General features: G+C 72.3%; 19 protein-coding genes, 1 tRNA gene and 1 other RNA gene. 12 read left to right on the top strand and 9 right to left on the bottom strand.

Features of this window, described 5'->3' with window-relative positions; all coding sequences use genetic code 11:
* The 6 genes from ACFZCY_RS01915 (at position 1) to ACFZCY_RS01890 (ending at position 8,805) form a co-directional block, all read left to right on the top strand.
* Positions 1-1,200, top strand: a complete 1,200-nt coding sequence (locus ACFZCY_RS01915; protein WP_391168612.1) for an aspartate transaminase — start codon at positions 1-3, stop codon at positions 1,198-1,200.
* A gap of 19 nt (positions 1,201-1,219) precedes the next feature.
* A complete protein-coding gene (locus ACFZCY_RS01910; RefSeq protein WP_391168611.1) occupies positions 1,220-1,891 on the top strand; it encodes a 4-carboxy-4-hydroxy-2-oxoadipate aldolase/oxaloacetate decarboxylase in 672 nt (223 codons plus the stop codon).
* Positions 1,892-1,994: 103 nt separating this feature from the next.
* On the top strand, positions 1,995-2,912 hold the full coding sequence (locus tag ACFZCY_RS01905; protein ID WP_391168609.1) for a serine/threonine protein kinase: 918 nt from the start codon (positions 1,995-1,997) through the stop codon (positions 2,910-2,912).
* Positions 2,912-5,143 carry a PQQ-binding-like beta-propeller repeat protein gene (locus tag ACFZCY_RS01900; RefSeq protein ID WP_391168608.1) on the top strand — a complete coding sequence of 744 codons (2,232 nt, stop codon included), beginning with the start codon at positions 2,912-2,914 and terminating at the stop codon, positions 5,141-5,143. Before ACFZCY_RS01905 ends, ACFZCY_RS01900 begins: the two co-directional genes overlap by 1 nt.
* A gap of 49 nt (positions 5,144-5,192) precedes the next feature.
* Positions 5,193-7,346 (top strand): PQQ-binding-like beta-propeller repeat protein, encoded by a 2,154-nt coding sequence (locus ACFZCY_RS01895; protein ID WP_391168606.1) that lies wholly within the window; start codon positions 5,193-5,195, stop codon positions 7,344-7,346.
* A gap of 154 nt (positions 7,347-7,500) precedes the next feature.
* Positions 7,501-8,805: a hypothetical protein gene (locus ACFZCY_RS01890; RefSeq protein ID WP_391168604.1), complete on the top strand. Its 1,305-nt coding sequence runs from the start codon at positions 7,501-7,503 to the stop codon at positions 8,803-8,805.
* Between the two features lie 83 nt (positions 8,806-8,888).
* Here ACFZCY_RS01890 and ACFZCY_RS01885 read toward each other — a convergent pair whose 3' ends face one another.
* Positions 8,889-9,038 carry a hypothetical protein gene (locus ACFZCY_RS01885; RefSeq protein ID WP_391168602.1) on the bottom strand — a complete coding sequence of 50 codons (150 nt, stop codon included), beginning with the start codon at positions 9,036-9,038 and terminating at the stop codon, positions 8,889-8,891.
* A 361-nt stretch (positions 9,039-9,399) separates the two neighbouring features.
* A complete protein-coding gene (locus ACFZCY_RS01880) occupies positions 9,400-10,890 on the bottom strand; it encodes a subtype B tannase (RefSeq protein ID WP_391169371.1) in 1,491 nt (496 codons plus the stop codon).
* A 208-nt stretch (positions 10,891-11,098) separates the two neighbouring features.
* On the opposite strand from ACFZCY_RS01880, the gene ACFZCY_RS01875 reads away from it, so the two are divergent.
* Positions 11,099-12,343, top strand: coding sequence for a cytochrome P450 (locus ACFZCY_RS01875; RefSeq protein WP_391168601.1), 1,245 nt, complete (start codon positions 11,099-11,101; stop codon positions 12,341-12,343).
* A 4-nt stretch (positions 12,344-12,347) separates the two neighbouring features.
* Here ACFZCY_RS01875 and ACFZCY_RS01870 read toward each other — a convergent pair whose 3' ends face one another.
* Positions 12,348-15,497, bottom strand: a complete 3,150-nt coding sequence (locus ACFZCY_RS01870) for a BTAD domain-containing putative transcriptional regulator (RefSeq protein ID WP_391168599.1) — start codon at positions 15,495-15,497, stop codon at positions 12,348-12,350.
* Between the two features lie 214 nt (positions 15,498-15,711).
* Between ACFZCY_RS01870 and ACFZCY_RS01865 the strand changes: the two genes are divergently transcribed.
* Positions 15,712-15,852 carry a hypothetical protein gene (locus ACFZCY_RS01865; RefSeq protein ID WP_391168597.1) on the top strand — a complete coding sequence of 47 codons (141 nt, stop codon included), beginning with the start codon at positions 15,712-15,714 and terminating at the stop codon, positions 15,850-15,852.
* Positions 15,853-15,890: 38 nt separating this feature from the next.
* On the opposite strand, the gene ACFZCY_RS01860 is transcribed toward ACFZCY_RS01865, so the two are convergent.
* Positions 15,891-16,505 carry a dihydrofolate reductase family protein gene (locus tag ACFZCY_RS01860; protein WP_391168595.1) on the bottom strand — a complete coding sequence of 205 codons (615 nt, stop codon included), beginning with the start codon at positions 16,503-16,505 and terminating at the stop codon, positions 15,891-15,893.
* Between the two features lie 172 nt (positions 16,506-16,677).
* Here ACFZCY_RS01860 and ACFZCY_RS01855 point away from each other — a divergent pair, with 172 nt between their 5' ends.
* Positions 16,678-17,775, top strand: coding sequence for a CorA family divalent cation transporter (locus ACFZCY_RS01855; protein WP_391168594.1), 1,098 nt, complete (start codon positions 16,678-16,680; stop codon positions 17,773-17,775).
* Positions 17,776-17,792: 17 nt separating this feature from the next.
* Here the strand turns inward: ACFZCY_RS01855 and ACFZCY_RS01850 are convergent, their stop codons facing one another.
* The 4 genes from ACFZCY_RS01850 to ACFZCY_RS01835 form a co-directional block, all read right to left on the bottom strand.
* Positions 17,793-18,488 carry a cyclase family protein gene (locus tag ACFZCY_RS01850; protein WP_391168593.1) on the bottom strand — a complete coding sequence of 232 codons (696 nt, stop codon included), beginning with the start codon at positions 18,486-18,488 and terminating at the stop codon, positions 17,793-17,795.
* Positions 18,489-18,596: 108 nt separating this feature from the next.
* Complete coding sequence (locus ACFZCY_RS01845) at positions 18,597-20,018, bottom strand: DUF234 domain-containing protein (RefSeq protein ID WP_391168591.1); 1,422 nt, start codon at positions 20,016-20,018, stop codon at positions 18,597-18,599.
* A gap of 189 nt (positions 20,019-20,207) precedes the next feature.
* On the bottom strand, positions 20,208-20,681 hold the full coding sequence (locus ACFZCY_RS01840; RefSeq protein ID WP_391168589.1) for a hypothetical protein: 474 nt from the start codon (positions 20,679-20,681) through the stop codon (positions 20,208-20,210).
* A 17-nt stretch (positions 20,682-20,698) separates the two neighbouring features.
* On the bottom strand, positions 20,699-21,955 hold the full coding sequence (locus ACFZCY_RS01835) for a helix-turn-helix domain-containing protein (protein WP_391168588.1): 1,257 nt from the start codon (positions 21,953-21,955) through the stop codon (positions 20,699-20,701).
* Positions 21,956-22,107: 152 nt separating this feature from the next.
* On the opposite strand from ACFZCY_RS01835, the gene ACFZCY_RS01830 reads away from it, so the two are divergent.
* Positions 22,108-22,524 (top strand): hypothetical protein, encoded by a 417-nt coding sequence (locus tag ACFZCY_RS01830; RefSeq protein ID WP_391168586.1) that lies wholly within the window; start codon positions 22,108-22,110, stop codon positions 22,522-22,524.
* A 280-nt stretch (positions 22,525-22,804) separates the two neighbouring features.
* Here ACFZCY_RS01830 and ACFZCY_RS01825 read toward each other — a convergent pair.
* Positions 22,805-22,892, bottom strand: a tRNA-Ser gene (locus ACFZCY_RS01825).
* Positions 22,893-22,965: 73 nt separating this feature from the next.
* Between ACFZCY_RS01825 and ffs the strand changes: the two genes are divergently transcribed.
* An RNA gene (gene ffs, locus ACFZCY_RS01820) (signal recognition particle sRNA small type) lies at positions 22,966-23,062 on the top strand.
* Positions 23,063-23,133: 71 nt separating this feature from the next.
* On the top strand, positions 23,134-25,668 hold the full coding sequence (locus ACFZCY_RS01815; RefSeq protein ID WP_391168585.1) for a DNA polymerase III subunit gamma and tau: 2,535 nt from the start codon (positions 23,134-23,136) through the stop codon (positions 25,666-25,668).
* Positions 25,669-25,789: the final 121 nt, after the last annotated feature.

Here is a 25,789-nt window from a genome sequence, read left to right as displayed (position 1 = left end):
ATGAGCACCGCACAGCGCGTCGGCCGCATCAAACCCTCGCCCAGCACCGCGGCCGCCCAGCGGGTTCGCGAACTGAAGGCACAGGGCCGGGAGATCCTCGATCTCACCGTCGGCGAACCCGACTTCGACACCCCCGGCCATGTGAAGGACGCCGCCATCGAGGCGATCCGGCAGGGCGCCACCAAATACACCCCGGTCAACGGCACCCCACAGCTGCGGGCCGCCATCGCCGACCGGCTGCGGCGGCGCCACGGGCTGGACTACCCCGGCGACCGGATCGCGGTCGGCGGCGGCGGGAAGCAGATCATCTTCCTCGCCCTGATGGCCACCCTGGACGCGGGCGACGAGGTCGTCATCCCGGCCCCGTACTGGGTGTCGTACCCGGACATGGTGCTGGCCAACGACGGCACCCCGGTCATCGTCCCCTGCCCCGAGGCCGACGGCTTCAAGCTGACCCCCGACCGGCTGGCCTCCGCCCTCACCGACCGCACCCGCTGGGTCGTCCTCAACTCCCCGGGCAACCCGACCGGCGCCGTCTACACGGCCGACGAGCTGCGCGCCCTCGCCGAGGTGCTGCTCGCCCATCCGCACGTCCACGTGCTCACCGACGAGATCTACGACGAGATCTTCTACGGAACGGGCCGGGTCCACAGCCTCGCCGCGGTCGAACCCCGCCTCGCCGACCGGGTGTTCTACACCAACGGCGTCTCCAAGACGTACGCGATGACCGGCTGGCGCATCGGCTACGGCGCGGGCAACGCCGAGCTGATCGGGGCCATCAACACCCTCCAGTCCCAGATCTCCTCCTGCCCCTCCTCGATCAGCCAGGCCGCCGCCACCGCCGCGCTCAGCGGCGACCAGGGCTTCGTCCACGACACCGTCACCGTCTACCAGGCGCGCCGGGACACCGTCGTCAAGCTGATCAACGACATCCCCGGAATGTTCTGCACCCCGCCGGACGGCGGCTTCTACGCCTTCGTCAACTGCTCCGGCCTCCTCGGCACCCGCACCCCCTCCGGCCAGGAGATCCGCAACGACGAGGACGTCGCCGCCCACCTGCTGGAGTCGCGGTCGGTCGCGGTGATCCACGGCGCCGCGTACGGCTCGCCGGGCTACTTCCGCATCTCCTTCGCCACCTCGAACGACGTCCTCACCGCGGCCTGTGAGGCCATGGCCCGCGCCCGCGCCGAACTCTCCTGAACCCTCCCGAGGGAGTCACATGATCCGCGTCAACACCGCCTTCGACCGCCCCGATCCGGACCTGGTGAAGCAGCTGAGCGCCTACTCCGCCGCCACCATCCACGAAGCCCAGGGCCGCCTCGGCGCCCTGGACTCGACCATCAAGCCGGTCGACCCCGCGATGTCCCTGTGCGGCCCCGCCTTCACCGTGCGCTGCGCGCCCCGCGACAACATCATGCTCCAGGTCGCCATCGCCCACGCCCGCCCCGGCGACGTCATCACCGTCTCCGCCGGCGCATACGCCGAGGCGGGCTCCTTCGGCGACGTCCTGGCCAACGCCTGCGTGGCCAAGGGCCTGGGCGGCCTGGTCACCGACACCGGCGTCCGCGACACTCGCGAACTGCGCGAACTCGGCTTCCCCGTCTTCTCGTACAGCGTCTGCATGAAGGGCACGGTCAAGGAAACCGTCGGCCCCATGGCCGAACCCGTCCTGATCGGCGGCGAGATCATCCGCCCGGGCGACGTGGTCCGCGCCGACGCCGACGGCGTCGTCGTGGTCCGCCACGAGGACCTGGCGGACGTCATCGCCAAGTGCCAGGAACGCGTCGAGGCCGAGGACGCCTTCATCGCCGCCTACCGCTCCGGCAAGAGCGTCATGGAGGTCTGCGGCCTCGAACCGGTCCTGAAGGCCAAGGGGTTGGTGATCGACTAGCCGCAGCGTCCCTCCCTCACGGCCCGCGAAACCGGCGCGGTTGTCGCCGAGGCGCTGACATAGGGTTGGTGCGCCTGTGCGTTGTGAGGGGGAGTCGTACGTCATGGAACCGCTGCGCTCGGACGATCCGCGGCAGATCGGGCCGTATGACGTCGTGGCCCGGTTCGACACGGAGGGCGGCGGCGACGGCGGGCGCCTTCCGGAGCGGCGGTTCATCGGGCGGCTGCCGGGTGGGAACCGTACGGTCGTGATCAGCACGCCGCTGCCCGGCGCGGACCCCGGGCGGTTCGCGGTGGAGGCGGACGCCGCGCGGCGGCGGTTGTCCGGGGACTGGATCGCGCCGGTGGCGGACCTCGGGGGGACGGGCGAGGCGCTGTGGTACGCCTCGCCGTACCTGCCCGCGCTGCCGCTCCCGGCCGCGTTCGCCGCGCACGGCGAGCCGCTGCCGGAGCGCACCGTCCGCGCTGTGGGCGCCGCGCTCGCCGAGGCGCTGGCGGCCGCGCACGCGTGGGGCGTGACGCACGGTGGCATCTCGCCCGGCGCGGTGCTGCTCACCGCCGACGGACCGCGGCTGACGTGCTTCGGCGCCCACCGGTCGGGGCCACCGGGGTCGGGCGCGGGCAGTCTGCCGCCGGAGCAGGTCGCGGGCGGGCAGACGCTGCCGCCGGGCGACATCTACGCGCTGGGCTCGGTGCTGGCGTACGCCGCGACCGGGCACACCGTCCCGGAACGCCGCGAACTGCCCGAGGGGCTGCGCAGGACGATCGCCCTGTGCCTGGCCCGGGATCCGGCGTCACGTCCGCAGGCCGGGTGGCTGCTGGAGGAGCTGACGCGTACGGAGGAGGCCCCGGCCGGAAGCGGGGCGGTCGCGGCCCTCGGGCCCGGCTGGCTGCCCGGTGCGGTCATCGGGGCGCTCGTCCGGCAGTCCGCCGAGCTGCTGGCCGCGGAGACGGATGCGGCCGACGAGCAGGCGTCGGGCGGCCCGTCGTACGAGCCGACCGCTCTCGGAGGGACCGTCTGATGGCTCACCCCTTGACCCATGAGGACCCCGATCAGCTCGGCGCGTTCCGGCTCATCGCCCGGCTCGGCGGCGGCGGTATGGGCAACATGTACCTGGGCCGCTCGGCGAAGGGGCGCACGGTCGCGCTCAAGACCATGCACGGGCGGATCGCCACCGAGGCGGAGTTCCGCACCCGCTTCCGGCTGGAGGTCGACGCCGCCCGGGTCATCGGAGGGCGGTACGGCGCGGTGGTCGTGGACGCCGATCCGTTCGCCGACATCCCCTGGCTGGCCACCGAGTATGTGCTGGGCCCGCCGCTCGACGAGGCGGTGGCGGTGTGCGGTCCGCTTCCGGAGCGGACCGTACGGGCGCTGGGCGCCGCCCTGTGTGCCGCGCTCGGCCGGCTGCACGGCTCGGACGTCGTCCACCGTGACCTCAAGCCGTCCAACATCCTCCTCACCGACCTCGGACCCAAGGTCATCGACTTCGGTATCGCGCGCGCCCTCGGCGACGACCGGCTGACCCGGGTGGGCGCGACCGCGGGCACCCCGGCCTTCATGTCGCCGGAGCAGGCCATCGGCGGGGAACACACCGCGGCGGGCGATGTGTTCGCCCTCGCCGGGGTGCTGGTCTTCGCCGCCACCGGGCACGGCCCCTTCGGCGGCGGCCAGGCGGCGGACCTGCTGTACCGGGTGCGGTACGCGGAACCCGACCTCACCGGCGTACCGGCCGCCCTGCTGCCGGTGCTGACGCGCTGCCTCAGCAAGGACCCCGCCCAGCGCCCCGGCACCGCGGAGCTGGCCCGGGAGCTGGACGCCCGCCTCCCGGACGACCCGGAGGCGTTCCGGGACCTGCTGCCCGACACCGTGCTCGCGGACATCGCCCGGCGGGCCACGGACGTGTGGCGGATCGAACCGGAGCGGCTGCCCGCACCGCCCGGCACGGTGGCGCCGGGCGCCGCACCCGGGGCCCGTATGTCCCGGCGGAAGTTCCTGACCCTCACCGGCGGGTCGACCCTCGGGGCGGCGGCCGCGGGGGTGGGGGCGTGGTCCGCCTGGCCGGAGGGGAAGGAGCCCCGCCCGGCCAATGTGCCGTCGCGCGCGGTGTGGTGGGCGAAGGTCGACAAGGCGGATGAGAACTTCCTCCCGATACCCGCGGGCGACCTGACCCTGGTGCTGTGCGAGAACGGCCTGGTCGCGCTGGACGCGAAGACCGGCGAGGAGCGCTGGACCCGGGAGTGGGAGACCTTGCAGGACGGCCGGGCGGTCCGGTGGCGGGTCGTCTCGGATGGCAGGCGGGCTTACGCCTTCATACCCGAGCAGGGGCCCGCGGGGGGTCTCTCGGTCCACTCCATCGACCCCGGAAACGGCGAGCCGCGCCGCGCGGCGGGGCCGTTCCCGGAATTCGAAGCGGCCTTCTCGGAGGAGGCACATCCGCTGCTCGTCGCGAACGGCGTGATGTACCTCATCGCCAGAAAGTTCACGACCCCCACCGATGCCGGTACCGGAACCGAGGCCGAAGGAGGCTGGCACACGCTGGCCGTCAGTCTCGGCACGGGCAAGGAGCTGTGGCGCCGGCCCTTCTCGGGCTCCTACAACCCCAGGGCTTACGACGACAACACCGTCGCCGCCGTCGCCGCGAACCGACTCCTGCTGACCCGGGCTCTCGACGACATCCCCGACAAAGACGGTCTTCGTGCCCACGACACCCGCACCGGCGAGGCGCTCTGGTCCTGCAAGCTGCTCAGGGAGTCGGGCGACGATTCCTACCTCAGCCCGGGACAGCTGGTCGCGGACGAAGAGCACGTCTACTTCGGCACCGGGCAGCTCATGGCGTTCCGCATCTCCGACGGGGACGTCGCCTGGGGGTTCGGCAAGGGCCGCGACAAGGGCGACGTCGCGGAAGACGACCGGCCGTACGGCAGGCCGGGGGTGAAGGACGGCGTGGTGTACGTCGCCGAGGGCACCCGCGGGCTCGTCGCCGTGGCGGCGGACACCGGAAAGCCGCTGTGGGAGACGGGGTTCGGCGACGCGGTGCCCAACCTCGACGTCACGCCGGTCATCGGCAGGAAGTACGCCTACGTCGCCCTCGACGGCAACGCGAAGATCGGTGCCGTCGATCTGCGGACGCACAAGGTCGCCTGGACGCTCCGCGTCCCGGGAAACTTCGACAGCGGCTTCGTGGCTCACGAACGGGCCGGGACCCTGGCGTGGACCAGTGGCGATTTCGTCTGCGCCATCCGTTTCGAGTGAGCCCGTTTCGTCAATGGCAGCCGGATCACCGGCAGGAAGACTCCCCTCTATGAATCTCCTCGGATCCGGCGACCCCCTCCGCCTCGGCCCCTACCGCCTCCTCGGCGTGCTGGGCGAGGGCGGCATGGGCAAGGTGTACCTCGGGCGGGACGGCTCCGGCCGGGCCGCCGCGGTCAAGGTGCTCCGCCCGGAGCTGGCGTACGACGAGCACATGTCCCAGCGCTTCGTCCGCGAGGCGCAGGCCGCGCAGGCCGTCGCCAGCACCGGAGTCGCCCGCGTGCTGGGGGCGTGGACCGAGGGCGGCCGGCCGTGGATCGCCACCGAGTTCCTGGCCGGGCCCACGCTGGACGACGCCATCGAGGAGCAGGGGCCCTTCGACGAGCAGGGCGTGGCGGAGCTGGCCCACGAACTCGCCCGTACCCTCCAGGACATCCACAACGCCGGACTGGTCCACCGCGACCTCAAGCCGTCCAACATCGTGATGACCTCCTCGGGCCCGCGCGTCATCGACTTCGGCATCGCCCGCCCGGAGCATGGCCTCACCCTCACCTCCACCGGGCAGATCCCGGTCACGCCGGGCTACGGCGCGCCGGAGCAGGTGATGGGGCAGCGCGTCGGACCGCCCGGGGACGTGTTCTCGCTGGGCGCGGTGCTGGCGTACGCGGCGAGCGGGGAGCGCGCGTACCAGGGCGGGCATGTGGCGGCGGTGCAGTACGCGGTGGTGCACGGCCGGCCGGACCTGTCGGAGGTACCGGACTCGATCCGCGCACTCATCGGCCCCTGCCTCGTCAAGGACCCGGCCCAGCGTCCGCTCCCGCAGCAGATCGCGGCCGCGTTCGCCCCGCCGCCGGGGAGCAAGGCGAAGGCCAAGCGGGTGTGGCAGCTGGGGTCGCTGGCCGCCGAGATCAAGCGGCGTGAGGCGGCGGCGAAGCAGCTGACCACCTTCCCGGAGATACGCACCCCCACCGACCCGGCCGCGCCCTCCCGCCGCAAGTTCATCGCCACGCTCGCGGCGGGCGGCACCGTGCTGGCGGCGGGCGGGGGAGGGGCCGCGTGGTGGCTGCTGTCCAAGGACGGCGATGCGGTGCGGAACGCCATCGCGGACGAGAAGGAGGCCGCGGTGGCGCGCAAGCCGTGGGACGCCAAGCGGCTGAAGCCCTCGCAGTACGAGAAGGGAACCGCACCGCCCAGCCTGTGGGGGCCGCAGGGCGCGAGCCTGATGGCTTCCGCTCCCGTCGTCGCGGGCGATCGCGTGGTGGTGGAAGAGACGAGCCGCAGCCTGGGCGGATACGACGTGGCCGACGGCAGCCGCAGGTGGACGGTGGAATGCGGCTCGCAGGCTCGCTGCGCCGCGCCCTCGGACGACCTCGTGGTGACCGTCGAGGACGACCTCGACGGGAAACTGCTCGCGCTCGACAGCGGCACCGGCAAGAAGAAGTGGACGGTGTCCGCCGAGGCCCTCGGGGTCATCGGAGCAGATGCGGAGACCGTCTACTTCATGGCATCGAGCACGGGACACAGCACCGATATCGACCGTCTGGGCGCCCTGGACCTCGCGGAGCGCGCCATTCGCTGGACCGTGCCCATGCCTGTGGAGTGCTCGACGATTACCCCACCCCTGGTGGCCGCCGGTAGCGGACGCCTGGTGATCTGCGGGGAGAGCGGCAAGGTGGTCACGCTCGACACCCGCACCGGGAAGGTGGCCTGGAAGCTGTCCCGGCGCACGACGGTGATCGCCCCGATCGCTCCCGCCGTCTCGGAGGGAGTCGTCTACCTGGGCGGACCGACCCTGACGGCCCGCAAGATCAAGGACGGGAAGGAGGTCTGGTCCCTGCCCGCGAAGAGCGAGCTCTCGAAGAGCACGGGCGGCTGGGGGCCTCCGGCGATCGACGGCGATGCCCTCTACGCCCAGGACGGCTCGGAGATCAGCCGCCGCGACAAAAGGGACGGCAAGACCGACTGGGCGCAGCACACGCAGGGTGACACGGTGCCGCAGCTCGTACCCCTGGTGGTGCAGGGCACATCGCTCTGGGCCACTCAGGACACCCTCGGTGAGAAGGGCGTCGCCGTCTTCGACAAGGACACGGGCGAGAAGGCCTGGGCCTACTCGCGAGGTCAGGCCGGCGACTGGTTGATGGTGGGCGCGGGCAATCGTGTCTTCCTGGCGCGTATGGGCAGCGTGACCGCGATGCCGGTCTTCTGACGCCGCGCAATTCGGATACGGCCGTTCCGGCGCCTGCCACCCGGGTGGATCCCGGCGGGCCGCTGGCGTGGTGTGGACCGGGGCGGGCGGTGGGTTCCTAATGTCGGGGTCACGGCAATGGGCCGACCGTCCAGAAACCACAGGTGGGTGTGGAATGAGCCGCTTTCCCGTACGGCACCGACTGACCGCGCTGGCAGGAATCCTGACGCTGTGTGCGGCCGGACTCGTCTCCGGTATCGTCTCGGCGGCCGCCGCCACGGCCGCTCCGGCACCCGCCCCGCATGTCGCGCAGCTGTACGTGTCCGAGTACACGGACAACGCGGTGCTGAAGGTCGCCACCGACGGCAGCGGCCAGAGCACCGTCCCCACCACCGGTCTCACCCGCCCCACCGGCCTCGCTCTCGACACCGACGGCGACCTCTACATCTCCGACACCGGCAACAACCGCGTGGTGACGGTCCCCGCCGACGGCAGCGGCCAGACCACGGTCCCCGCCACCGGCCTCTCCCGCCCGATCGGCCTGGCCGTCGAAACCGGCGACGGCGACGGCCACGGCGAGGACAACGAGGACAACGAGGACGGCGAGGGCGACGAGGGCGACGAGGGCGCTGGCGACCTGTTCATCGCCGACAGCTTCAACGACCGGGTGGTGGAGATCCCCGCGGACGGCAGCGGACAGACCACCCTGCCCACCACCGGCCTCCTCCACCCGGACGGCCTGGCGCTCGACGCCCGCCACAACCTCTACATCGCCGACCTCGTCAACGACCGCGTCGTGGTGGTGCCCGTGGACGGCGGGCCGCAGCGCACCCTTCCCACGGCGGGGCTCTCCGAGCCCACCGGGCTCGCGTTCGACCGGGCCGGGAACCTCTACGTGGCGGACTCGGGCAACGACCGCGTGGTGAGGCTGCCCCGGGGCGGCGGCCCGCAGACGACCGTCCCCGCCACCGGCCTGAACACCCCGCAGGGGCTGGCGGTCGACGCGTACGGCAACCTGTTCATCGCCGACTTCGGCAACGACCGCGTGGTGGAGATCCCCGCGGACGGCGGCGGGCAGATCACCGTGCCCATCGCGGGGCTGAGCAGCCCGGTCGGTCTGGCCATCCCGCCGTCGCACCCCGCGTCCACCCGCCTCAAGGCGAGCGCGGCCACCGTGGAACGGCACACCTCGCCCGCGTCCCTGCGGGTCAAGGGGGTGTCCGCCACCCTGACCACCGCCGACGGCGCACCGCTGCCCGGGGAGAGGGTGACGTTCACCGACTCCACCGGAGCCCACAAGCTGTGCGCCGCGATCACGAACACCCGGGGCAGGGCACGGTGCGACGCCACCCTCCGCACCGGTTCGCGCTTCCGCTACGACGACCTGCGCCACAACGGCTACCGCGCCACGTACAAGGGCACCGCCCCGTACCGGCCCAGCTCGGCCACCGGCCACCTACGCGCCGCACGCCGGTCCTGAGGGACCGCGGACCGGCCGGGGCACCGGGCACGAGAGGGATACGAAGGGCCCGGCCACCGAGCGGCCGGACCCCTCGCACACGGCTAACCGTCCCCCAGCATGAGGCCACGCCACCACGGAGTGTCCGGGGCGTCGGCGTGAAGGATGCCGAGCCGCGCCACGATTCTGGCGTCGAGGGACCACACGAGCGCGCGCATCTCGCGTGCGCTCTTCTTGGGCAGTGCGTGGATCACCTTTTCGAGGAGGTCGCGAAAGTCCTCGGCGTCCCCGCAGCATCCTCGGATGCCGCAGCCGGAGAACGGGTCCGCCCCTCGTCGGAGGGGACGGTTCGCCAGTGCCTTCCACTGCCGGAACGCTTCGTCGACGGCCCCGGGCCGGAAGCGCGTGCGTTCCAGACGGCGCAGGTCGGCCGTGCAGGAACCCGAGAGACGGTCGATGGGCGGATACCGCCATCGGGGGTGGAAACGGAAACGTACCGGGCTGTCGCCCCGCAGGGCTGATGGGCGCCTACGCGGCATGGCCCTTTCGGTTGTCGGTCATGGGGGCAACGTACCTTCGCGGGACCCTCTTCGTCAGGTGAGTTCAGCCGTCAGGTCACCCCGCGTAGCCCGTCACCCGGCCGATCCACGTCATGAAGTCGCCCGCGTCCTGGTTCGCGCCATGCCCGGCGTCCCAGTACATCAGGGCGTTGACGTCGTCGCCCAGGTTCTCCAGACCGGCGGCGAGGTTGCCGACGACGGTGAGCGAGGTGTCGCTGTCGTTGGTGCCGACGCGGATCCACCAGTGCTTCGCCCGGCTGGGGTTCCGCTGCCTGATGAAGAACATGGGGTTCATCAGGTCGAGCTTCCGGGGCAGGTCGCCGTCGAGGCGTGCGCTGTCGTTGCCGGTGGCGTGGCGCAGGCTGTAGAGGGTGAAGTGGCGGGCCTTGGTGGTGTCCGTGCCGAAGAGATTGTTCTCCGGTGAGGACAGGTCGAAGGTGTCGAACGCCGGGGTGTTCTTCTTCCGGGCCCCGACGTGGGCGAGGAAGTCGGCCCACGTGAAGCCGGCCCGGTCGCCGGACCAGGTGAGCCACGGGTTCTTGGCCAGATAGCTCGAACGGTCCGACGCCGAGAGGGCCTTGAGGTAGGTGGTGGCCGCCGGTTCGAGGTAGGTCTTGACCAGGTAGTCGTCGTAGTTGCGGGCCGTGAGGGGGCCGTAGCCGTTCTTCCCCCGCAGCTTCAGGGACGCCTGGTACTCGGCGAACGCGGAGCGCAGTTCCTTGGAGACGGCCTGGTCGACGGCGTCGCCGGAACTCAGCTTGTTGCCGCCCCAGTTCCACTCGTACGCCATGCCGGCGTGTTCGAGGTCGGCGATGGGGCACCAGTCGCCGCTGGCGAAGACGGCGTCGCTCGCGGGGGCCGCGCCCAGTTCCGCGAGGTGGGCGTCGTACAGGGGACTGTCCCCGGACGCGCCGAGCAGGGCGGACAGGGCGCCTCCGGCGCTGGTCCCGGAGGAGACGATCCGGTCGGTGTTCCCCGGGATGCGGCCCTTGTTGAAGCGTACGTAGCGCACCGCGGCCTTCAGGTCGACGATGGCGGCCGGCGCCGTGCCGTAGTACGTGCCGTCGGCGTCGACGAGGGTCCGGCCGCGCGCGCCCGGTTCCACGACGACGTAACCGGCGGCCACGGCCAGCCTGGCGTTGCTGACCATGCCGCCACCACCGCCACCGCCACCGCCGCCCCCACCCGGCGGGGTCATCGGAGAGCCGCCGACCCCGGTGGCGTCGGCCACGGACGACGGCATGTAGCCGCCCACCGAGTTGGCGAAGAGGATCGGCGCGCGGGTGGCGTCGACCGCCTTGCCGTCGATCTCGACGGGAACGCTGACGTTCAGGCACTGGTACGTCGAGTCCACCGGGTGCGCGACATACGTGATGGCCTTGTAGAAGTGGTACGTCACGGCCTTGTCGCCGTCGTCCGTGGCGACGGTCGTCGTCAGGACCGTGTAGTCGTCCTTGTCGAAGACCAGCGCGTCCGACCTCTTCACGTCCGCCGCCCCCGCTCCCGTTGCCCGCGAGCCGACGGCGGTGGCCGCGGCGAGTCCCATGACCATGGTCCTGCGCTTCACTGCGTTCTCCTCAAGTGGCCGTCGGTCCCCGTCGGCTGTTGACGTATGAATCGTCCTCAATATCGTCAACAATTTCGGTGGCATTCATGGCGAACGCACAGCCTGCGCGAGCGCCGAGCCGGGGCCGAAGCCGGGCCGAAGCCGGACTGAAGCCAGGCTGAAGCCGGCCTCCCGCACGCTTCGTGGCATGACCGAGAACGCCGTCCACCTCACGCCCGAGCAAGTCGAGGACCCCGTACGCGGCTACGCCGACCTCCGCACCCGCGACGAACTCCCGCACGTCGTCCTCCCCGGCCTCACGACCCCCGTCCGGCTCGTCACCCGGTACGCCGACGTCAAGGCCGCCCTCACCGAGCCGCGGCTGATCCGCGACCGCGGCCGGATCCCGAACGGCGCCGAAGCATCCGACGCGCAGGACGAGTTGCTGGCGGCGGCCTCCGCCGGATTCCCCGCCGAGTACGTGAAGTACTTCGCCGGACACCTCGCCCTCTTCGACGGCGAGGAGCACGCCCGCCGCCGCGCCCCGCTGACCCGCGCGTTCACCGCCCGCCGCATCGCGGCGCTGCGCGCCTTCGTCGAACGGACCGCGGACGGCCTGGTCGCCGAGGCCGGGAAGAACGGCGGGACGGACCTGCTGGGCGCCTTCGCCTACCCCCTGGCCACCCAGGTCATCTGCGAGCTGATCGGCGTCGGCGCGGGCGACCGCGAGCAGGTGTGCTCCTGGATGCGGGACTTCGCCTTCGGCGACGGCAGCCGGGCCGGAGAGGCGCTCGTCGCGCTCGTCGAGTACGCCAAGGAGCTGATCGCCCGCCGCCGGGCCGAGCCCACCGATGACCTGATCTCCGCCCTCCTCCGGGGCGCCCGCGACAATGAGGACCCGCTCACCGAGGACGAACTGATCGGCATCGTCTTCCTGTTGATCAACACCGGGATCACCCCGCCCGCGCTCTTCCTGGCCCACGCCGCGCTCGCCCTGCTCGACCACCCCGAGCAGGCCGCCCGGCTGCACGCCGACCCCGAACTGCTTCCGCGCGCCGTGCCCGAACTCCTCCGGTACGTCTCCATCGTCCGCATCGGCGCCACCCTCTACGCCACCGAGGACTTCGACTTCGCGGGCACCGCGCTGCGCGGGGGCGAGGCGGTGACGGTCGCGCTGCTCGCCGCCGACCACGACCCGGAGGAGTTCGGCGACGGCGCGGAATCCCTCGACGTGGGGCGGGAGTTCGGGCGCGGGGACGGACACCTCGCCTTCGGGCACGGGGCCCACTACTGCATCGGCGCCGCGCTCGGCCGCCTCGTCACGGGCGTCGTCCTCGACCGGCTCTTCGTCCGCCGCGACGGCCTGCGGCTCGCCGTGGACCGCGACGCGCTGGAGTTCGGCCACTGGCCGGGCGACGGCTTCCACCTGCTGCGGCTGCCCGTCCGGCTGTGACCTGTCAGGTGCGGAGCTTGAGCAACGCGACCGCCGCTGCGGGGAGTTCGTCCCGCGACAGGGCGGCGTACGACGACGCCGCGTCCTCGTACGCCGCCTCGTCGGCCTCCCGGGCCGCGCGCCGCGAACGGGCCGACGCCGTCGTCGGCTGGAAGCTCCGCAGACACCGGAACCGCTCGGCCAGCGCGATCAGCCGCACCCCCGTCCCGGCCCGTTCCGCCGCGAGGTCGACGTACCCCAGCGCCAGCAGCACCACCCCGCAGACCGGAACGTCCACCACCCTGCCCCGGTCCAGCAGCCCCACGAGCCGCTCGGCCAGGGCCCCGGCGGCCTCCGCCACCAGATCGAGGCGGCCGTGCTGCGCGTGTGCGGCCACCGACACCGCCTGGAGCTCCAACGCCCACGGCTCCAGCAGCAGATCGCCCGCATCCTCCAGGGTGCGCGTGGCCCGCCGCCACAACCCCAGGCCCCGCTCCGTCTCACCCCGCGCGAGCGCGGTCTCCGCGCGCGCCCCGAGATCGGGGGTGAGCAGGTCCACGGCCTCCTCCGGCCGGTGCAGCACCGCCTGCTCCAGCCAGCGCTCGGCCGCGTCGAGGTCGCCGGTCTGGAGGTTGGCCAGCACCATGCCCCAGCGCAGGCCCACCATGTCCTTCCAGTCGCCGAGTTCGTCCATGACCCGCATGGCCTCCGCCATGTGGACCAGCGCCTCCGCGCCCCGCTCGGCGTGCAGGCACAGCTCGCTCAGCCGCGAATGCCCCAGGACCGCCGGCCACGGCACGCGCCGCCCCTCGAACGCGGCGAGCATCCGCCGGGCGGCGGCCATGGCCCGCTCCGGCTCGTTCTCGCTCTCCCACAGATAACTCGCCACCCCCTCCGCGACCCCCGCCACCAGCGGTTCGTCGCTCGCGCACAGCCGCTCCAGAGCCGTACGGTCCGGCCCCAGCAGCTCCGGCATCCGGCCGAGCACCGTGGCCAGCGCGCCGATCAGCGTCGAGGGCGCGGCCGGGGGCAGCCGGCGCAGTACGGCGAGAAAGCGCGGCGCGCCCGTGCCCGCGCCGAGGAACGCGTTGACCGTCACCAGGGCCGCGAGCGTACGGACCGGCTCGACGCCGTCGGGCTCCGGCCGGTGGCGCGACAGCGGCGGGCCGGTGTCCTCGGCCAGCGCGAACAGCCGGGTGTAGCGGGACTCGGTGGCCCACAGCGCGCCCAGCGCGGCCGCGGTCGCCACGACCGTCGGCATGTCGCGGGTCCCGAGCGGGCCGGGTGAGTCGGGTGAGTCGGGTGAGCCGAGCGCGATCCGCAGGGCCCGCACCAGGTTGTCCTGCTCCGCCCGTATCCGCTGCCAGGCGGCGACGGCGTCCGGGCCGAAGGGCGCGTCGTGGTGGGTCGTACCGAAGTCCCGGGCCCAGGCGAGGAAACGCGCCGTGACCTGCTCGTCCTCGCTCGCCGCCGTCCGGTGTGCCGCGCTGAACTCCCGTACGGTCTCCAGCATCCGGAACCGGGCGCCGCACGGGGTGTCCGTCACCTTCAGCAGCGACTGCCCGACCAGATCCTCCAGGAGCTCCAGCGCATCCCCCTGGACCAGCCGCTCCGCCGCCTCCGCCGTGAATCCGCCGGGGAACACGGACAGCGCCCGCAGAGCCGCCTGCCCGTCCGGCGCGAGCAGGTTCCAGCTCCAGTCGACCACCGCGTGCAGGGTGCGATGCCGCTGCGGCGCGTCCCGCGCCCCGCCCCGCAGCAGCGCGAACCGGTCCTCCAGCCGCCGGGCGATCTCCCCCACCGACAGCACCCGCACCCGGGCCGCGGCCAGCTCCACGGCGAGCGGCAGTCCGTCGAGGCGGCGGCAGAGCCCGGCGACGGTCTCGGCGGGCAGTTCGGCGTCCGGCCGCGCCGCCCGGGCCCGCTGCTCGAACAGCTCGACCGTCGTCGACGGATCCAACTCCGGCAGCGGATAGACCGATTCGGAGGCGATCCCGAGCGGCGTACGACTCGTGGTGAGCACCCGCACCTCCCGGGTCGCCGCCACCAGCCCCCGCACCAACTCGGCGACCCCGCCCACCACCTGCTCGCAGTTGTCCAGCACCAGCAGCACGGGCCCCGGCCCCAGCGCCCCGACGAGCCCGCCCACCACCTCAGCCGAGGGCGCGCCCCCGCCACCCGACGGCCGCCACGCGTCCCCGCCATCCACCGCGGAGGCGACCTCGGCCGCCACGTCCTCGTCCCTCGTCACCCCCGCCAGCGCCACCAGGTGCACCACCCGCTGCTCGGCCGCCCGCGCCACCGCGGCCGCCAGCCGGGTCTTGCCGAGACCACCAGGACCCACGATCGACGTGACGCGCGACGAGTGCAGCAAACCGGCCACGGCCGCGATGTCCCTGTCCCGGCCGAGCAGGACGTTCGGCTCGTGCGGCACCCCGCGCCGCACCACGGGCGCCTCGCCCCGTAACAACTCCTCGTGCAGGGCCCGCAACCCCGGGCCCGGGTCGGCGCCCAGCTCGTCGCGCAGTCGCCGCCGGTAGCGCTCGTACGTCGCCAGGGCCGCGGCCGTGCCCGCGGTCGCCGCCTCGCAACGCACCAGCTCCAGCCACAGTTCCTCGTCCCTCGGAAACTCCCGCACCAGCTCCGCCAACGGACCGGCCGCCGCCTCCCGGGCCCCGGTCCGGGCCAGGCCCAGCGCCCGCCCCCGTACCAGCGCCCGGTGCGCCGCCGCCCGCTCGGCCCGCAGCGCCGCCACCGGATCGCCGAGCACCGCTTCCGCGTCCCCGCCCCCGTCCCACAGGGCCAGCCCGTCCTCCGCCTCGGCGAGGGAGCCCGCGTGGTCCCCGGCGCGCGCCTTCTCCGCGCACGCGGCGGCGTGCAGCAGGACGGCCGAGGCGTCCACCCGCTCCTCGCCGAGCCCCAGCCGATACCCACTGGGCGTGCTGACCACCACGTCGGCCCCGAGCCGCGACCGCAGCCGGGAGACCAGGATCTGCACCGCCTTGACGGGGTTCGACGGCTGCTCGTCCGGCCACAGCCCGTCGACCAGCCGCCCGGTGCCGCACCCGGTGCGCGGGTCGGAGGCGAGCAGCGCCAGCAGCGCCCGCAGCCGCGGGGCGGTGATCTCCTCCCCGCGGTACGAAACCGTGGACAGGACGGTCAGCTCGATGGTCACCGGGGCAGATTAGCGAGCGGCGGCGGCGCGGACGTCTCGTCCGTCCGGTCGATCGTGGCGGGGAAGAGCTCCGGCCCGCCCTGTCGGTCCGGTCGATCGCCCGCCCCAGCGGTCAGGTCCGCGCCACGCCGCGCTCCGAGGAACCCGCGCCCCACAGCCCCCTGCTCGCCGAGGTCGCCGAACAGATCGCCCTGCCGGAGCGCACCTGGACGGCGTGGGGCACCCACACCGCCGGACCCAGATCGACGAGCTGTGCGACCCGAACACCGACTACCCGATCGTCTACGACGAGCAGCACGACACCCACTGGCTGGACGAGCCCTTCACCTGCACGAAGCGGGCCGCCCCCGCGTAACGGCGAGCGCGGCCCGGGTACTCGTGAGGCCCGCGGAGCTACGCCTCGTCCTGGGGCAGATGAACCTTGGCGTCGTCGTAGGTGGCGTCGCCGGCCGACTCGGCCAGGGCGTAGACCAGGTGCAGCACCCCGGTGCGGAACGTCGTGGACGAGAGCAGCCTCAGCGGCATCGTGGCCTCGCCCTCCTCGAACAGCCGCATGCCCTTGCACAGGGCGATCGGGTGCACCATCAAGTGCAACTCGTCCAGCAGCCCATGCGCCAGCAGCTCCCGGACGACCGAGACCGAGCCGCTCATCGCGATGTCCCCGCCCGGTTCTCTCTTCAAGGCGGCGACGCCGTCGACCAGCCCGCCCTCCAGCCGCTCTGAGTTCCGCCAGGTGAACGACAGGTCCTGGCCGGACACGACGACCTTGCGGGCATCGCCGAGCTTCTTCGCGAAACCGGCGTCCTCACCCCCGGCCGCCTCCCGCTCCGGCCACGCCCCGGCGAAGCCGTCGTAGGTCTTGCGGCCCAGAAGCAGAGTGTCGGTCCTGCCGAGGGTCGCGTCGACGGCGGCGCCCATCTCGTCGTTGAAGTAGGGGAAGTGCCACTGGTCGGGCGCCTCCACGACCCCGTCGAGCGAGATGAACAGGCTGGCGATGATCTTCCGCATGATGCCCTCCACGCGAGTGCGGTGAACTCTTCCCCCTCTCAGACGGCCACCGCCGCGAAAACTCATCGGCCGCGCCCCGGGCGATTCGGAGCCGGGTCGTACGCTGTGGACGCAGCCGGCGCCGTCCCCTGACGGGGGAGGGCCCGGCCGTAGTTCAGCCGAAGGAGTTCCCATGTCGATGGTCGGCAACCTCCGGAAAGTGGCGCGCCTGGCCCGTCGGCGCCGCCGCGTCGATCTCAACCACCCCGCCCGTTCGCCGCTCGGCACGTCGGTGGTGAACTGCGTGGCGTACGTCGACGGGAAGCGGCAGCCCGGCGACTGCCCGGTCGAGGAGGCGATCGAGCGGGTGCGCCGCGCCGGACGCGGCTTCGTGTGGATCGGGCTGCACGAACCCACCGAGCGGGAGCTCTCCGGGATCGCCGAGCTGTTCGCGCTCCACCCGCTGGCCGTCGAGGATGCCGTCCACGCTCATCAGCGGCCGAAACTGGAGACGTACGACGACACGCTGTTCACCGTCTTCAAGACGGTCCGGTACGTCGATCACGACGAGCTGACCACGACGAGCGAGGTCGTGGACACCGGCGAGGTCATGGTCTTCACCGGGCCCGATTTCGTCGTCACCGTACGGCACGGCCGCCACGGATCGCTCGGCCCGCTGCGCGAGGAGCTGGAAGCCGACCCGGACCAGCTGGCCAAGGGCCCCTCCGCGGTGCTGCACGCCATCGCCGACCATGTGGTCGAGGACTACCTCGCGGTCGCCGACGCGGTGCAGGACGACCTCGACCAGGTCGAGGCCGAGGTCTTCGCCCCCGAGCCCGCGTACCGAACCGACCCCGGTGGCCGGATCTACCAGCTCAAGCGCGAGCTGCTGGAGCTGAAGCGCGCCGTGGCGCCCCTGGGCCGCCCGATGGAACGGCTCTCCACCCAGTGCCTCTCCGCGGTCGACCTCGACATACAGAAGTACTTCCGCGACGTCGCCGACCACCTGGCCCGGGTCACCGAACAGATCGCCGCCTTCGACGACCTGCTGAACTCCATACTCCAGGCCCACCTCGCCCAGGTGACCGTCGCCCAGAACGAGGACATGCGCAAGATCACCGCCTGGGCGGCGATCATCGCGGTGCCCACCATGGTGTGCGGCGTCTACGGCATGAACTTCGACCACATGCCCGAGCTGCGCTGGCGCTTCGGCTACCCGCTGATCATCGCCGTCATCGCCGCCGCCTGTTTCGCGATGCACCGGGGCTTCCGCCGCAACGGCTGGCTGTGACCGCCGCCCCGTCGCGGTTACCGGAGGGCGGTGGCGTTGGCGGGGGATCCGACACCGCCGGTGAGATTCAGGGGCTTGACGGTCAGGAGGCTGGTCCAGCGGCTCGTGGCCCGACAGTCGGCGGCGAGTCCGTCCAGATTCCACAGCTCGCCCAGGGGCAGACCGAGTTTGGCGATCAGTTCCTGGTGCATCATGCCGTCGTCCTCGGGCGCGCTGTCGTGGAAGTCGCTCCCGGGCACCACGGGGAGGACTTCGACGGCGAAGGTGTCCGTGGCCAGCAGCGCGATGCGGTGGTCCCAGCACCAGGCGGTGACGTCCCGGGACTGGACGAATCCGGTGGCGCGCCGCTCGGCGCGGACCGCGGCCCGTTCGCCCGGGTCGGCGGTGAGGTACCAGTGGGCCCAGCCGGTGTGGACGAGCACCAGATCGCCGGGTTCGACGCGGCAGCGCTGTGCGTCGAGGGCCGCGTCGAGCAGATCGGGGTTGAGGGCGGGGCCGGTCGCGTGGTCGAGCGGGGTGCCGCGGTCGCGGAGGAGACCGTCGACGTCGATGAGGAGCGCGCGTCCGGCCAGCGGGGTCTCGGCCCACACCTGCACCCCGAGGCGGGGGCTTCGCGGCGCGATCTCATCGTCGGGTACGGCGTTGTAGAAGCCGTGCCCGGACGCGCGGCGGTGGCGCAGGCCGTCGATCTGGGAACGACCATCGCTCGCCACGACTGAGACGGGGAAACGCCGACGTGCTTTCCCATTCCGGGGCCCGCGGATGATCAGAAACGTCCTGACTTGCGGCCTGACGAGGCTGAGAACGTGTTCAGTCCCTGCTCACACTCTGCGCCAAGCGCTGAGCAGTTCCTCAGGGCCGTACACCGCCTGAAGGCCGGAACAACCGACCCCGCTACGGGAGACCGCCACGAGCGGTACCGGCTCGTCGGTGAGCGCTGCCCGGTGCTTCTGCAGTGCGGCCAGGTCGTGGCTGTTGAACACGGAGTTCTCCAGCCACTTGACCGAGCCGAGGAAAAGCAACTGTTTGGCCACCGGCTGCCGGTCGGCGCCGACCAGGTCGATTTCGATGTCGTTGCTGCGGGTCCAGTACCCGCCGATCGCCGGGGCGGCGGGCAGGGACCCGTCCGGCAGGAGGCGGGCGAGGGATTCCCGGATCAGGGGCTCGATCGCGCGGCCACGCCAGCTCGTCCACTGCTCCTTGATCCGGCCCAGCGTGAGATCTCCCCGCATCCGCTCGATCTCCGCCATGTGCGGATCCAGAAACGCGAGCCAGAAACGCAGGTAGGGGTCGGCCACCCGGTAGCGGCGTTCCTTCGACGGCCTCAGTGAGAGCGGCAGCTCGGCGGCCACGACCCGTTTCTCGGTCAGGACGTCAGTGGCTCGGGTGAGAGTGGTGTGGGCGATGCCGCCGGCCGCGCGAGCGATGTTGGTGAAGGTTCGCTCCCCCGAGCCGATGGCCCGCAGGACCTCCCTGCTCATCGCCTGCGGTGGAAACTCCGCGGCCAGTGAGCGCTCGGCGGAGACCAGCAGTGCCGAGATCGGGTTGTCCAGCGAGTCGCGCAGGAACTCCCAGACCTCCGCTCCGGGCCGCCACTCGGCGCAGACCAGGGGGAGACCTCCCGTGATCAGAGCGGCGTCGAACGCGGCTGCCGGCGACAGGCCGAGCATCTCGCCGATGTCGGCCGGGTTCAGCGGTCCCACGATCATTTCCCGGCCCCGCTGGTGAAAGGGACGGTCGTAGTTGTTCAGCGCCTCCATCATCGACAGATCGGATCCGACCAGGAGGAGAAGTACCGGCTTGTGGCTGAGCAGCCGGTCCCATGCCCGCTGGAGCATGCCCTCGAAGGCATCGATGCGGTCCATGAGATACGGAACCTCATCGATGACGACGACGCTGGGAGCGTCGTCGGGCAGGATCTCCGCAAGCAGCCTGAGCGCGGCGTTCCACTGATCGGGGGTCTCCTCGCGGAACAGTCCCCGCTCCGGCAGGGTGGACCTGGCGACGGCGTCGAGCAGCTCCGCCAGCTCGTCCTCCGCCGTGCCGCCCGCCGCGGTGAAGAAGAGGTGTGGCGTCTCGGTGCGCCGGAGAAACTCCTCGACAAGGCTGGACTTGCCCACCCGCCGTCTTCCCCGCATGAGGATGCACTGCCCCGGTTTCCCCGACCCGGCGGCACCCTGAACCGCCTGCAAGGCGTTGCGGAGCACGTTCAGCTCGCGGTCCCGCCCGATGAAACGACGCACGGCAAGCCTCCCGCTAGAGATAGTCTCGTCAGGGATACTATCTCTAGCGATACCAAATCGCCTCCCATGCTCCGAGTGGTCGGCGGCGCGACAGGCAGCCGGGCGGCTGGTCGCCGTATAAGAGACCATGCTCTTGATGCGAGCGCCCCACCGGGTTTCCCTGATCAGCCGGGCAAAAGAGGCCAATGGTCAGTCGCGGGTGGCGCCCTTCGGCCAGATCACCCGGGTGGGGACGCCGGTGCGTTCGGCGTACGTCACGACGTCGGCAGTGCCGCCGTAGCCGCGGGCCGGTTGGCCGTCCCAGACGGCGATCAGTTCGTCCGCAAGGCCGACCAGGATTTCGCTCCCGGTCATGTGGGCTTGCGAGTCGGACTCGACCAGGCCCGTGCGGTGGACCTCGGTCGCCTGCTTGAGGAGACGGTCGTAAGTCTCGTGGTGCTCCTCCGGCAGACCCTCGCGGTACTTCTCCGCGGGCACCACGACCTCAAGGCGGCTGCCAGCCTTCAACACCAGCTCGGCGAACCAGGCGTCGGGGCCGTCGGCGATGCAGGAGACTCCGACCAGTTCGGGGGCGCGGCGGGAGACTTCGTCTTCCAGTGCCAGGCGAACCAGACGCTCCGTCTTCGGGGGCAGACCTCGGTGGCCGGTGATGCCCAGTCGCATGAGGTGTCCTTTCGTGATCACAGGTAGATGTCGTGCAGTCGGTCGTCGAAGTCGCGGACGACCTTGGGGGGAGTCGGCGAGGCGTAGGACCGCCGGAGGCCACGGGCGCGTTCGATGATCCGGCCGGATCGGTACCCCACGCCGGTCTCCAGTGCTCGGGTGGCCAGAGCGAACGCACCGTCCAACCGACCGCTCGTGAGGTGGGCGGCGGCGAGGTCGAGCGTCAGCAGGGCGCGTTGTTTCTCGTGGCTCGACGTCAGCGCGGCAGCCGCTGCGTCTTGGGAGCTAGCCACCCACCGGGGGAGCCCGAGCCGCGCGCCACAGGTCAGTCGGGCTGCTGCGACCTTGCTGTGGGTGAAGGTGAACACCCAAGGCCATGGGGGCTGCTGGTCGTCCTGGATGGTGTCCGTGCTGCGGGCGGCTTGGAGCAGGGCGGTGTCCGCCGCGGTCGCGTTTCCAGATGCCGCGTGCGCCTGGGCTTCCACCATGCTGAGCCACGCTGAGGCAATGGCCGGTGTGTCCTGTCCCAGATGTCGATGGGCTCGGCGGACGAGGGACAGCGCCTCGGCGGCATTGCCGGCGTCCGCCTCGAACCCGGCCAGGCTGCCGAGTTGGTACGCGAGGAGCAGCCGGTCGCCGGAGGTGCGGGCGGCCTTGATGGCCGCGCCATACCACGTACGGGCCGAGCCGATGTCGTTCATGTCCCAGGCCAGCCACCCGGCGAGCGACGCCGCTTCGCTGCCCACGGCCGCCAGGCGGGCGCGCTGATCGGGGGCTTCGGCCTCGCCGGTGATGGTCTGGGTGAGCCGGAGGTGTGCCAGGACCGGTTCGGACAGGTGCCGCGAGGGGGTGGTGCCGTCCAGACGGCGGAAGGCAGTGGTCGCCATGCGGAGCGTGGCCGCCTGCCCAGCCTCCGTGGGGGTGGGGCGAAGAGCGGTGAGCGCGGGCGTGGCGGCTATTGCCGCGGTCCCCGCGAGGAAGTTGCGCCGGTGCACGTCGCGCTGTCCATTCTCGGCGGCCTGCGCCGCCGCGTGGTCGGCGAGGCCGACCAGACGCGGGGGAATGTGCAGATGCGTGGCGGCTCTCGCCAGGATGGTCATGTCGTAGGAGGCCGTGCCGCGGCCTTCGAGGCGTGAGACGGCGGACTGGCTGACCCCACAGGCGTCACCGAGCTGGCGTTGGGAGACGCCTGTGGCACGGCGAGCCAGGTTCACCACCCGGCCGTAGTCACCTCGGCGGGAGGCGTCGCGGATCGCCTGCGCAGACCAGTTCATGCCCACCCCTGTTTGGTACCTGGGTCTCGCTGTTCATCCGTTGTCCGTATGCGTCGGCCGCATACGGACATGCGCGGTGCGGGTCGGCGCTGGCCGGTTCAGGATGACGCACGGTTCTGTCTCCTCACTACCCGTAATGGGGAAGGGGACGCATGACCACCAAAGCCTTGCCGTGGATGCCGCCGAACGGCGACGACGTAGAGCTGGTTCAAGTCGGGCTGTACTGGGACGCGGTACGAGCCTCTGCGGACATCGGCGAGAGGGCGCTGCAACTGCTCGCCGACGCGTCCGGCGCCGTCATCGCCGACTACGGCCTGATGTACTGGCTCATCCCGAGCGGTCACGCCCAGGACTGGCGACGTCTCCAGAAGGGGATCCACGCCCTGAGTGCGCAGGGCGACGAGGTTACGTACGTCGGCGTACCGCCTGCGGGCTGGACGGATGGTCCGCGCTTGCACTGGCGTATCCCGGTGGGGCCGGACCGGTACCTGACCGACGCGGCCCGGCTCCGCGAGGCCCTGGTACGGGCGATCGCCGCTGAGCTTGCCGAGGGGGTGACGGCCCGATGAACGTCCAGGTGTGTGCCCGCTGCCAAACGACCACCAGGCAGCCGGTCGTGGCGGCGATCGGGTACGGCGCGAGCGCTGGCGGCGGCACGGTCTACGCCTGCCCCGATTGCGCACCCACCTTCCCGCAACAGCGCGACCCCTTCGCGGGGACGGCCATGGCTCGCCGCGACACGCAGCCGGCCTCCGCAGGTCCCGACCGAGACGACAAGTGAGACGGAGAACGCCGAAGGGCCCCACCGCGAGCGGTGGGGCCCTTCGACATCGTGCCCGGTGAAGGCACTGGCGGAGGATACGAGATTCGAACTCGTGAGGGGTTGCCCCCAACACGCTTTCCAAGCGTGCGCCCTAGGCCTCTAGGCGAATCCTCCGCTGGAGACTCTACAAGACGATCGGGAGTGCTCGCGAACTCGTTCCCACCCCGGTCTATCCGCTAGGGTGGGGGCCAGCCCCTCACGTGGCGCTATCTCACCGAACTCCCCCAGGGCCGGAAGGCAGCAAGGGTAAGTGGGCTCTGGCGGGTGCGTGGGGGGCCCTTGCGTTGTGGGGGTGTTCCGGGGGCGGACCCCGGGCGGCGTCCGGATGTCGGTGGGCCCCGATATCGTCGTAAGCGTGTCGTCCCTCGCGCTGTACCGCCGCTACCGCCCCGAGACCTTCGCGGAGGTCATCGGGCAGGAGCATGTCACCGATCCGCTGCAGCAGGCGCTGCGCAACAACCGGGTCAACCACGCGTATCTGTTCAGTGGTCCGCGCGGCTGTGGCAAGACGACCAGCGCGCGCATCCTGGCCCGCTGCCTGAACTGTGAGAAGGGCCCCACCCCGGCGCCGTGCGGGGAGTGCCAGTCCTGCCAGGACCTCGCGCGGAACGGGCCCGGGTCGATCGATGTGATCGAGATCGACGCCGCCTCGCACGGTGGTGTGGACGACGCGCGGGAGCTGAGGGAGAAGGCGTTCTTCGGGCCCGCGTCGAGTCGCTACAAGATCTACATCATCGACGAGGCCCACATGGTCACCTCGGCGGGGTTCAACGCCCTGCTGAAGGTGGTCGAGGAGCCGCCGGAGCATCTGAAGTTCATCTTCGCGACCACCGAGCCGGAGAAGGTCATCGGCACCATCCGGTCGCGTACGCACCACTATCCGTTCCGGCTGGTGCCCCCGGGGACGCTCCGCGACTATCTGGGCGAGGTCTGCGGGCGCGAGGACATTCCGGTCGAGGACGGGGTGCTGCCACTGGTGGTGCGGGCGGGCGCGGGGTCCGTCCGGGACTCGATGTCGGTCATGGACCAGCTGCTCGCGGCCGCGACCGAGGACGGCGTGACGTACGCCATGGCCACGTCGCTGCTCGGTTATACGGACGGCTCGCTGCTCGACGCGATCGTGGACGCGTTCGCGGCGACCGACGGCGCGGCGGCCTTCGAGGTCGTGAACCGGGTGATCGAGGGCGGCAACGACCCCCGGCGCTTCGTCGCCGACCTGCTGGAGCGGTTGCGCGACCTGGTGATCCTCGCCGCCGTGCCGGACGCGGCGGACAAGGGGCTCATCGACGCCCCCGCCGATGTGGTGGAGCGGATGCAGGCACAGGCGTCGGTCTTCGGCGGGGCCGAGCTGAGCCGGGCGGCCGACCTCGTCAACGAGGGGCTGACGGAGATGCGCGGCGCCACCTCGCCGCGGCTGCAGCTGGAGCTGATCTGCGCGCGGGTGCTGCTGCCTGCCGCTTTCGATGACGAGCGGTCCGTTCAGTCGCGGCTGGAGCGATTGGAGCGGGGTGCCCTGGCGGGCGGCCTGGGCGGTGGCGTCGTCGGTGGTGGTGGCGGTCCTGCGCCCGGGCCCGCCGTGGGGTACGTACCGGGGCCCGAGGCTCATGCCCCGGCCGGGCCCTCCGGCCCGGCGGCCGCCCGCGCCGCGATGGCCGGAGGCCGAGGGCCGGGCGCGAGTGCGCCTGGTGCGCCTGGTGCGCCTGGGGTGCCTGGGGGGCAGGACGAGACGGCCGGTGGGCCGCCCGCCGGTGGCGGTGGCGGCGGTCCGGCGCCTGGGTACGACGCTTCCGGTGAGGGCACGCCGCCCGCGCCGGGCGGCGGACCGGCCGGTGACAGCGGCGGTCCGGGCGCCGGTGGCGCGGACAGCGGCGGTACGGACAGTGGTGCGCGGCGGCCCGGCGCCTGGCCTTCGGCGGGCGGAGGCGGCGGTGCGGCCGGGCAGGCGGCGCCGGGCGGCGGCCAGCGGCCCGGTGCCTGGCCCACGAGCGCACAGCCCGGAGCGGGCGGCGGCGGGCAGCAGCCCGGCGGTTCGCCCGCGGAGGCGGGCGGGGGGCAGCGGCCGGGAGCCTGGCCCACCCCCTCCGCACCGGGGTCGGGAGCTTCTGCGCCCGCGGCTGCACCTGCGCCCCAAGCTGGAGCCGGGGCCGGATCGGCGGCCGGGCAGGGGCGTCCCGCCGGGGGGCCCGGCCAGCCTCAGCCGACTCCGGGCATGGCGCAGGGCGCCATGCAGGTGCGGCAGATGTGGCCGGACATCCTGGAGGCGGTCAAGAACCGCCGCCGCTTCACCTGGATCCTGCTGAGCCAGAACGCGACGGTCTCCGGCTTCGACGGCACCACCCTCCAGATCGGATTCCCCAACGCAGGCGCCCGTGACAGCTTCGCCAACGGCGGCAGCGAGGACATCCTGCGGCAGGCCCTCAACGACGCGATCGGTGTGCAGTGGCGCATCGAGGCGATCGTCGATACCTCCGGTGGGCAGGGAGGGCCTGGCCCCGGCGGGCCTGGTCCCGGCGGCTTCGGTGGCGGTGGCGGTGGCGGCGGCTTCGGTGGCGGCGGAAGCGGTGGGGGCTTCGGCGGAGGCGGCGGCGGAAACGCGGGCGGCGGCTTCGGCGGAGGCGGCGGTCAGCCCGCCCCGCCACGGCAGCCCGCCCCCGCGCCCCCCTCCGCCCCCGCCGCACCGTCGGCCCCGGCCCCGGCTCCCGCGCCCGCCGACGCGGGGCCGCCCGCCGAAGCGTCCGCGTACCGGGAACCCGAGCCTCCGCCGATCTCGCCGGAGGACGACATGCCGGCCGAGGACGACCCGGATCTGGACGAGACCGCCCTGAGCGGGCACGACCTGATCGTGCGCGAGCTGGGTGCCACGGTCATCGAGGAGATCGCGAACGAGTAGGCCACGCGGCGGAGGGGGCGCGGGGCGGACCCGGATCCCGGGCGCCGGGGTCTCCTCCGTACGGCGTAGGGCAAGGCGCCGTGGGAGCACGTAGGCTCGGGCTATCGAAGAGAACCGCAGT

Source organism: Streptomyces sp. NPDC007983 (assembly GCF_042958345.1).
In the GTDB taxonomy this organism is placed as follows: domain Bacteria; phylum Actinomycetota; class Actinomycetes; order Streptomycetales; family Streptomycetaceae; genus Streptomyces.
Note: the sequence above shows the minus strand (reverse complement) of the source record. Positions and strands in the feature narration are given on the sequence as shown.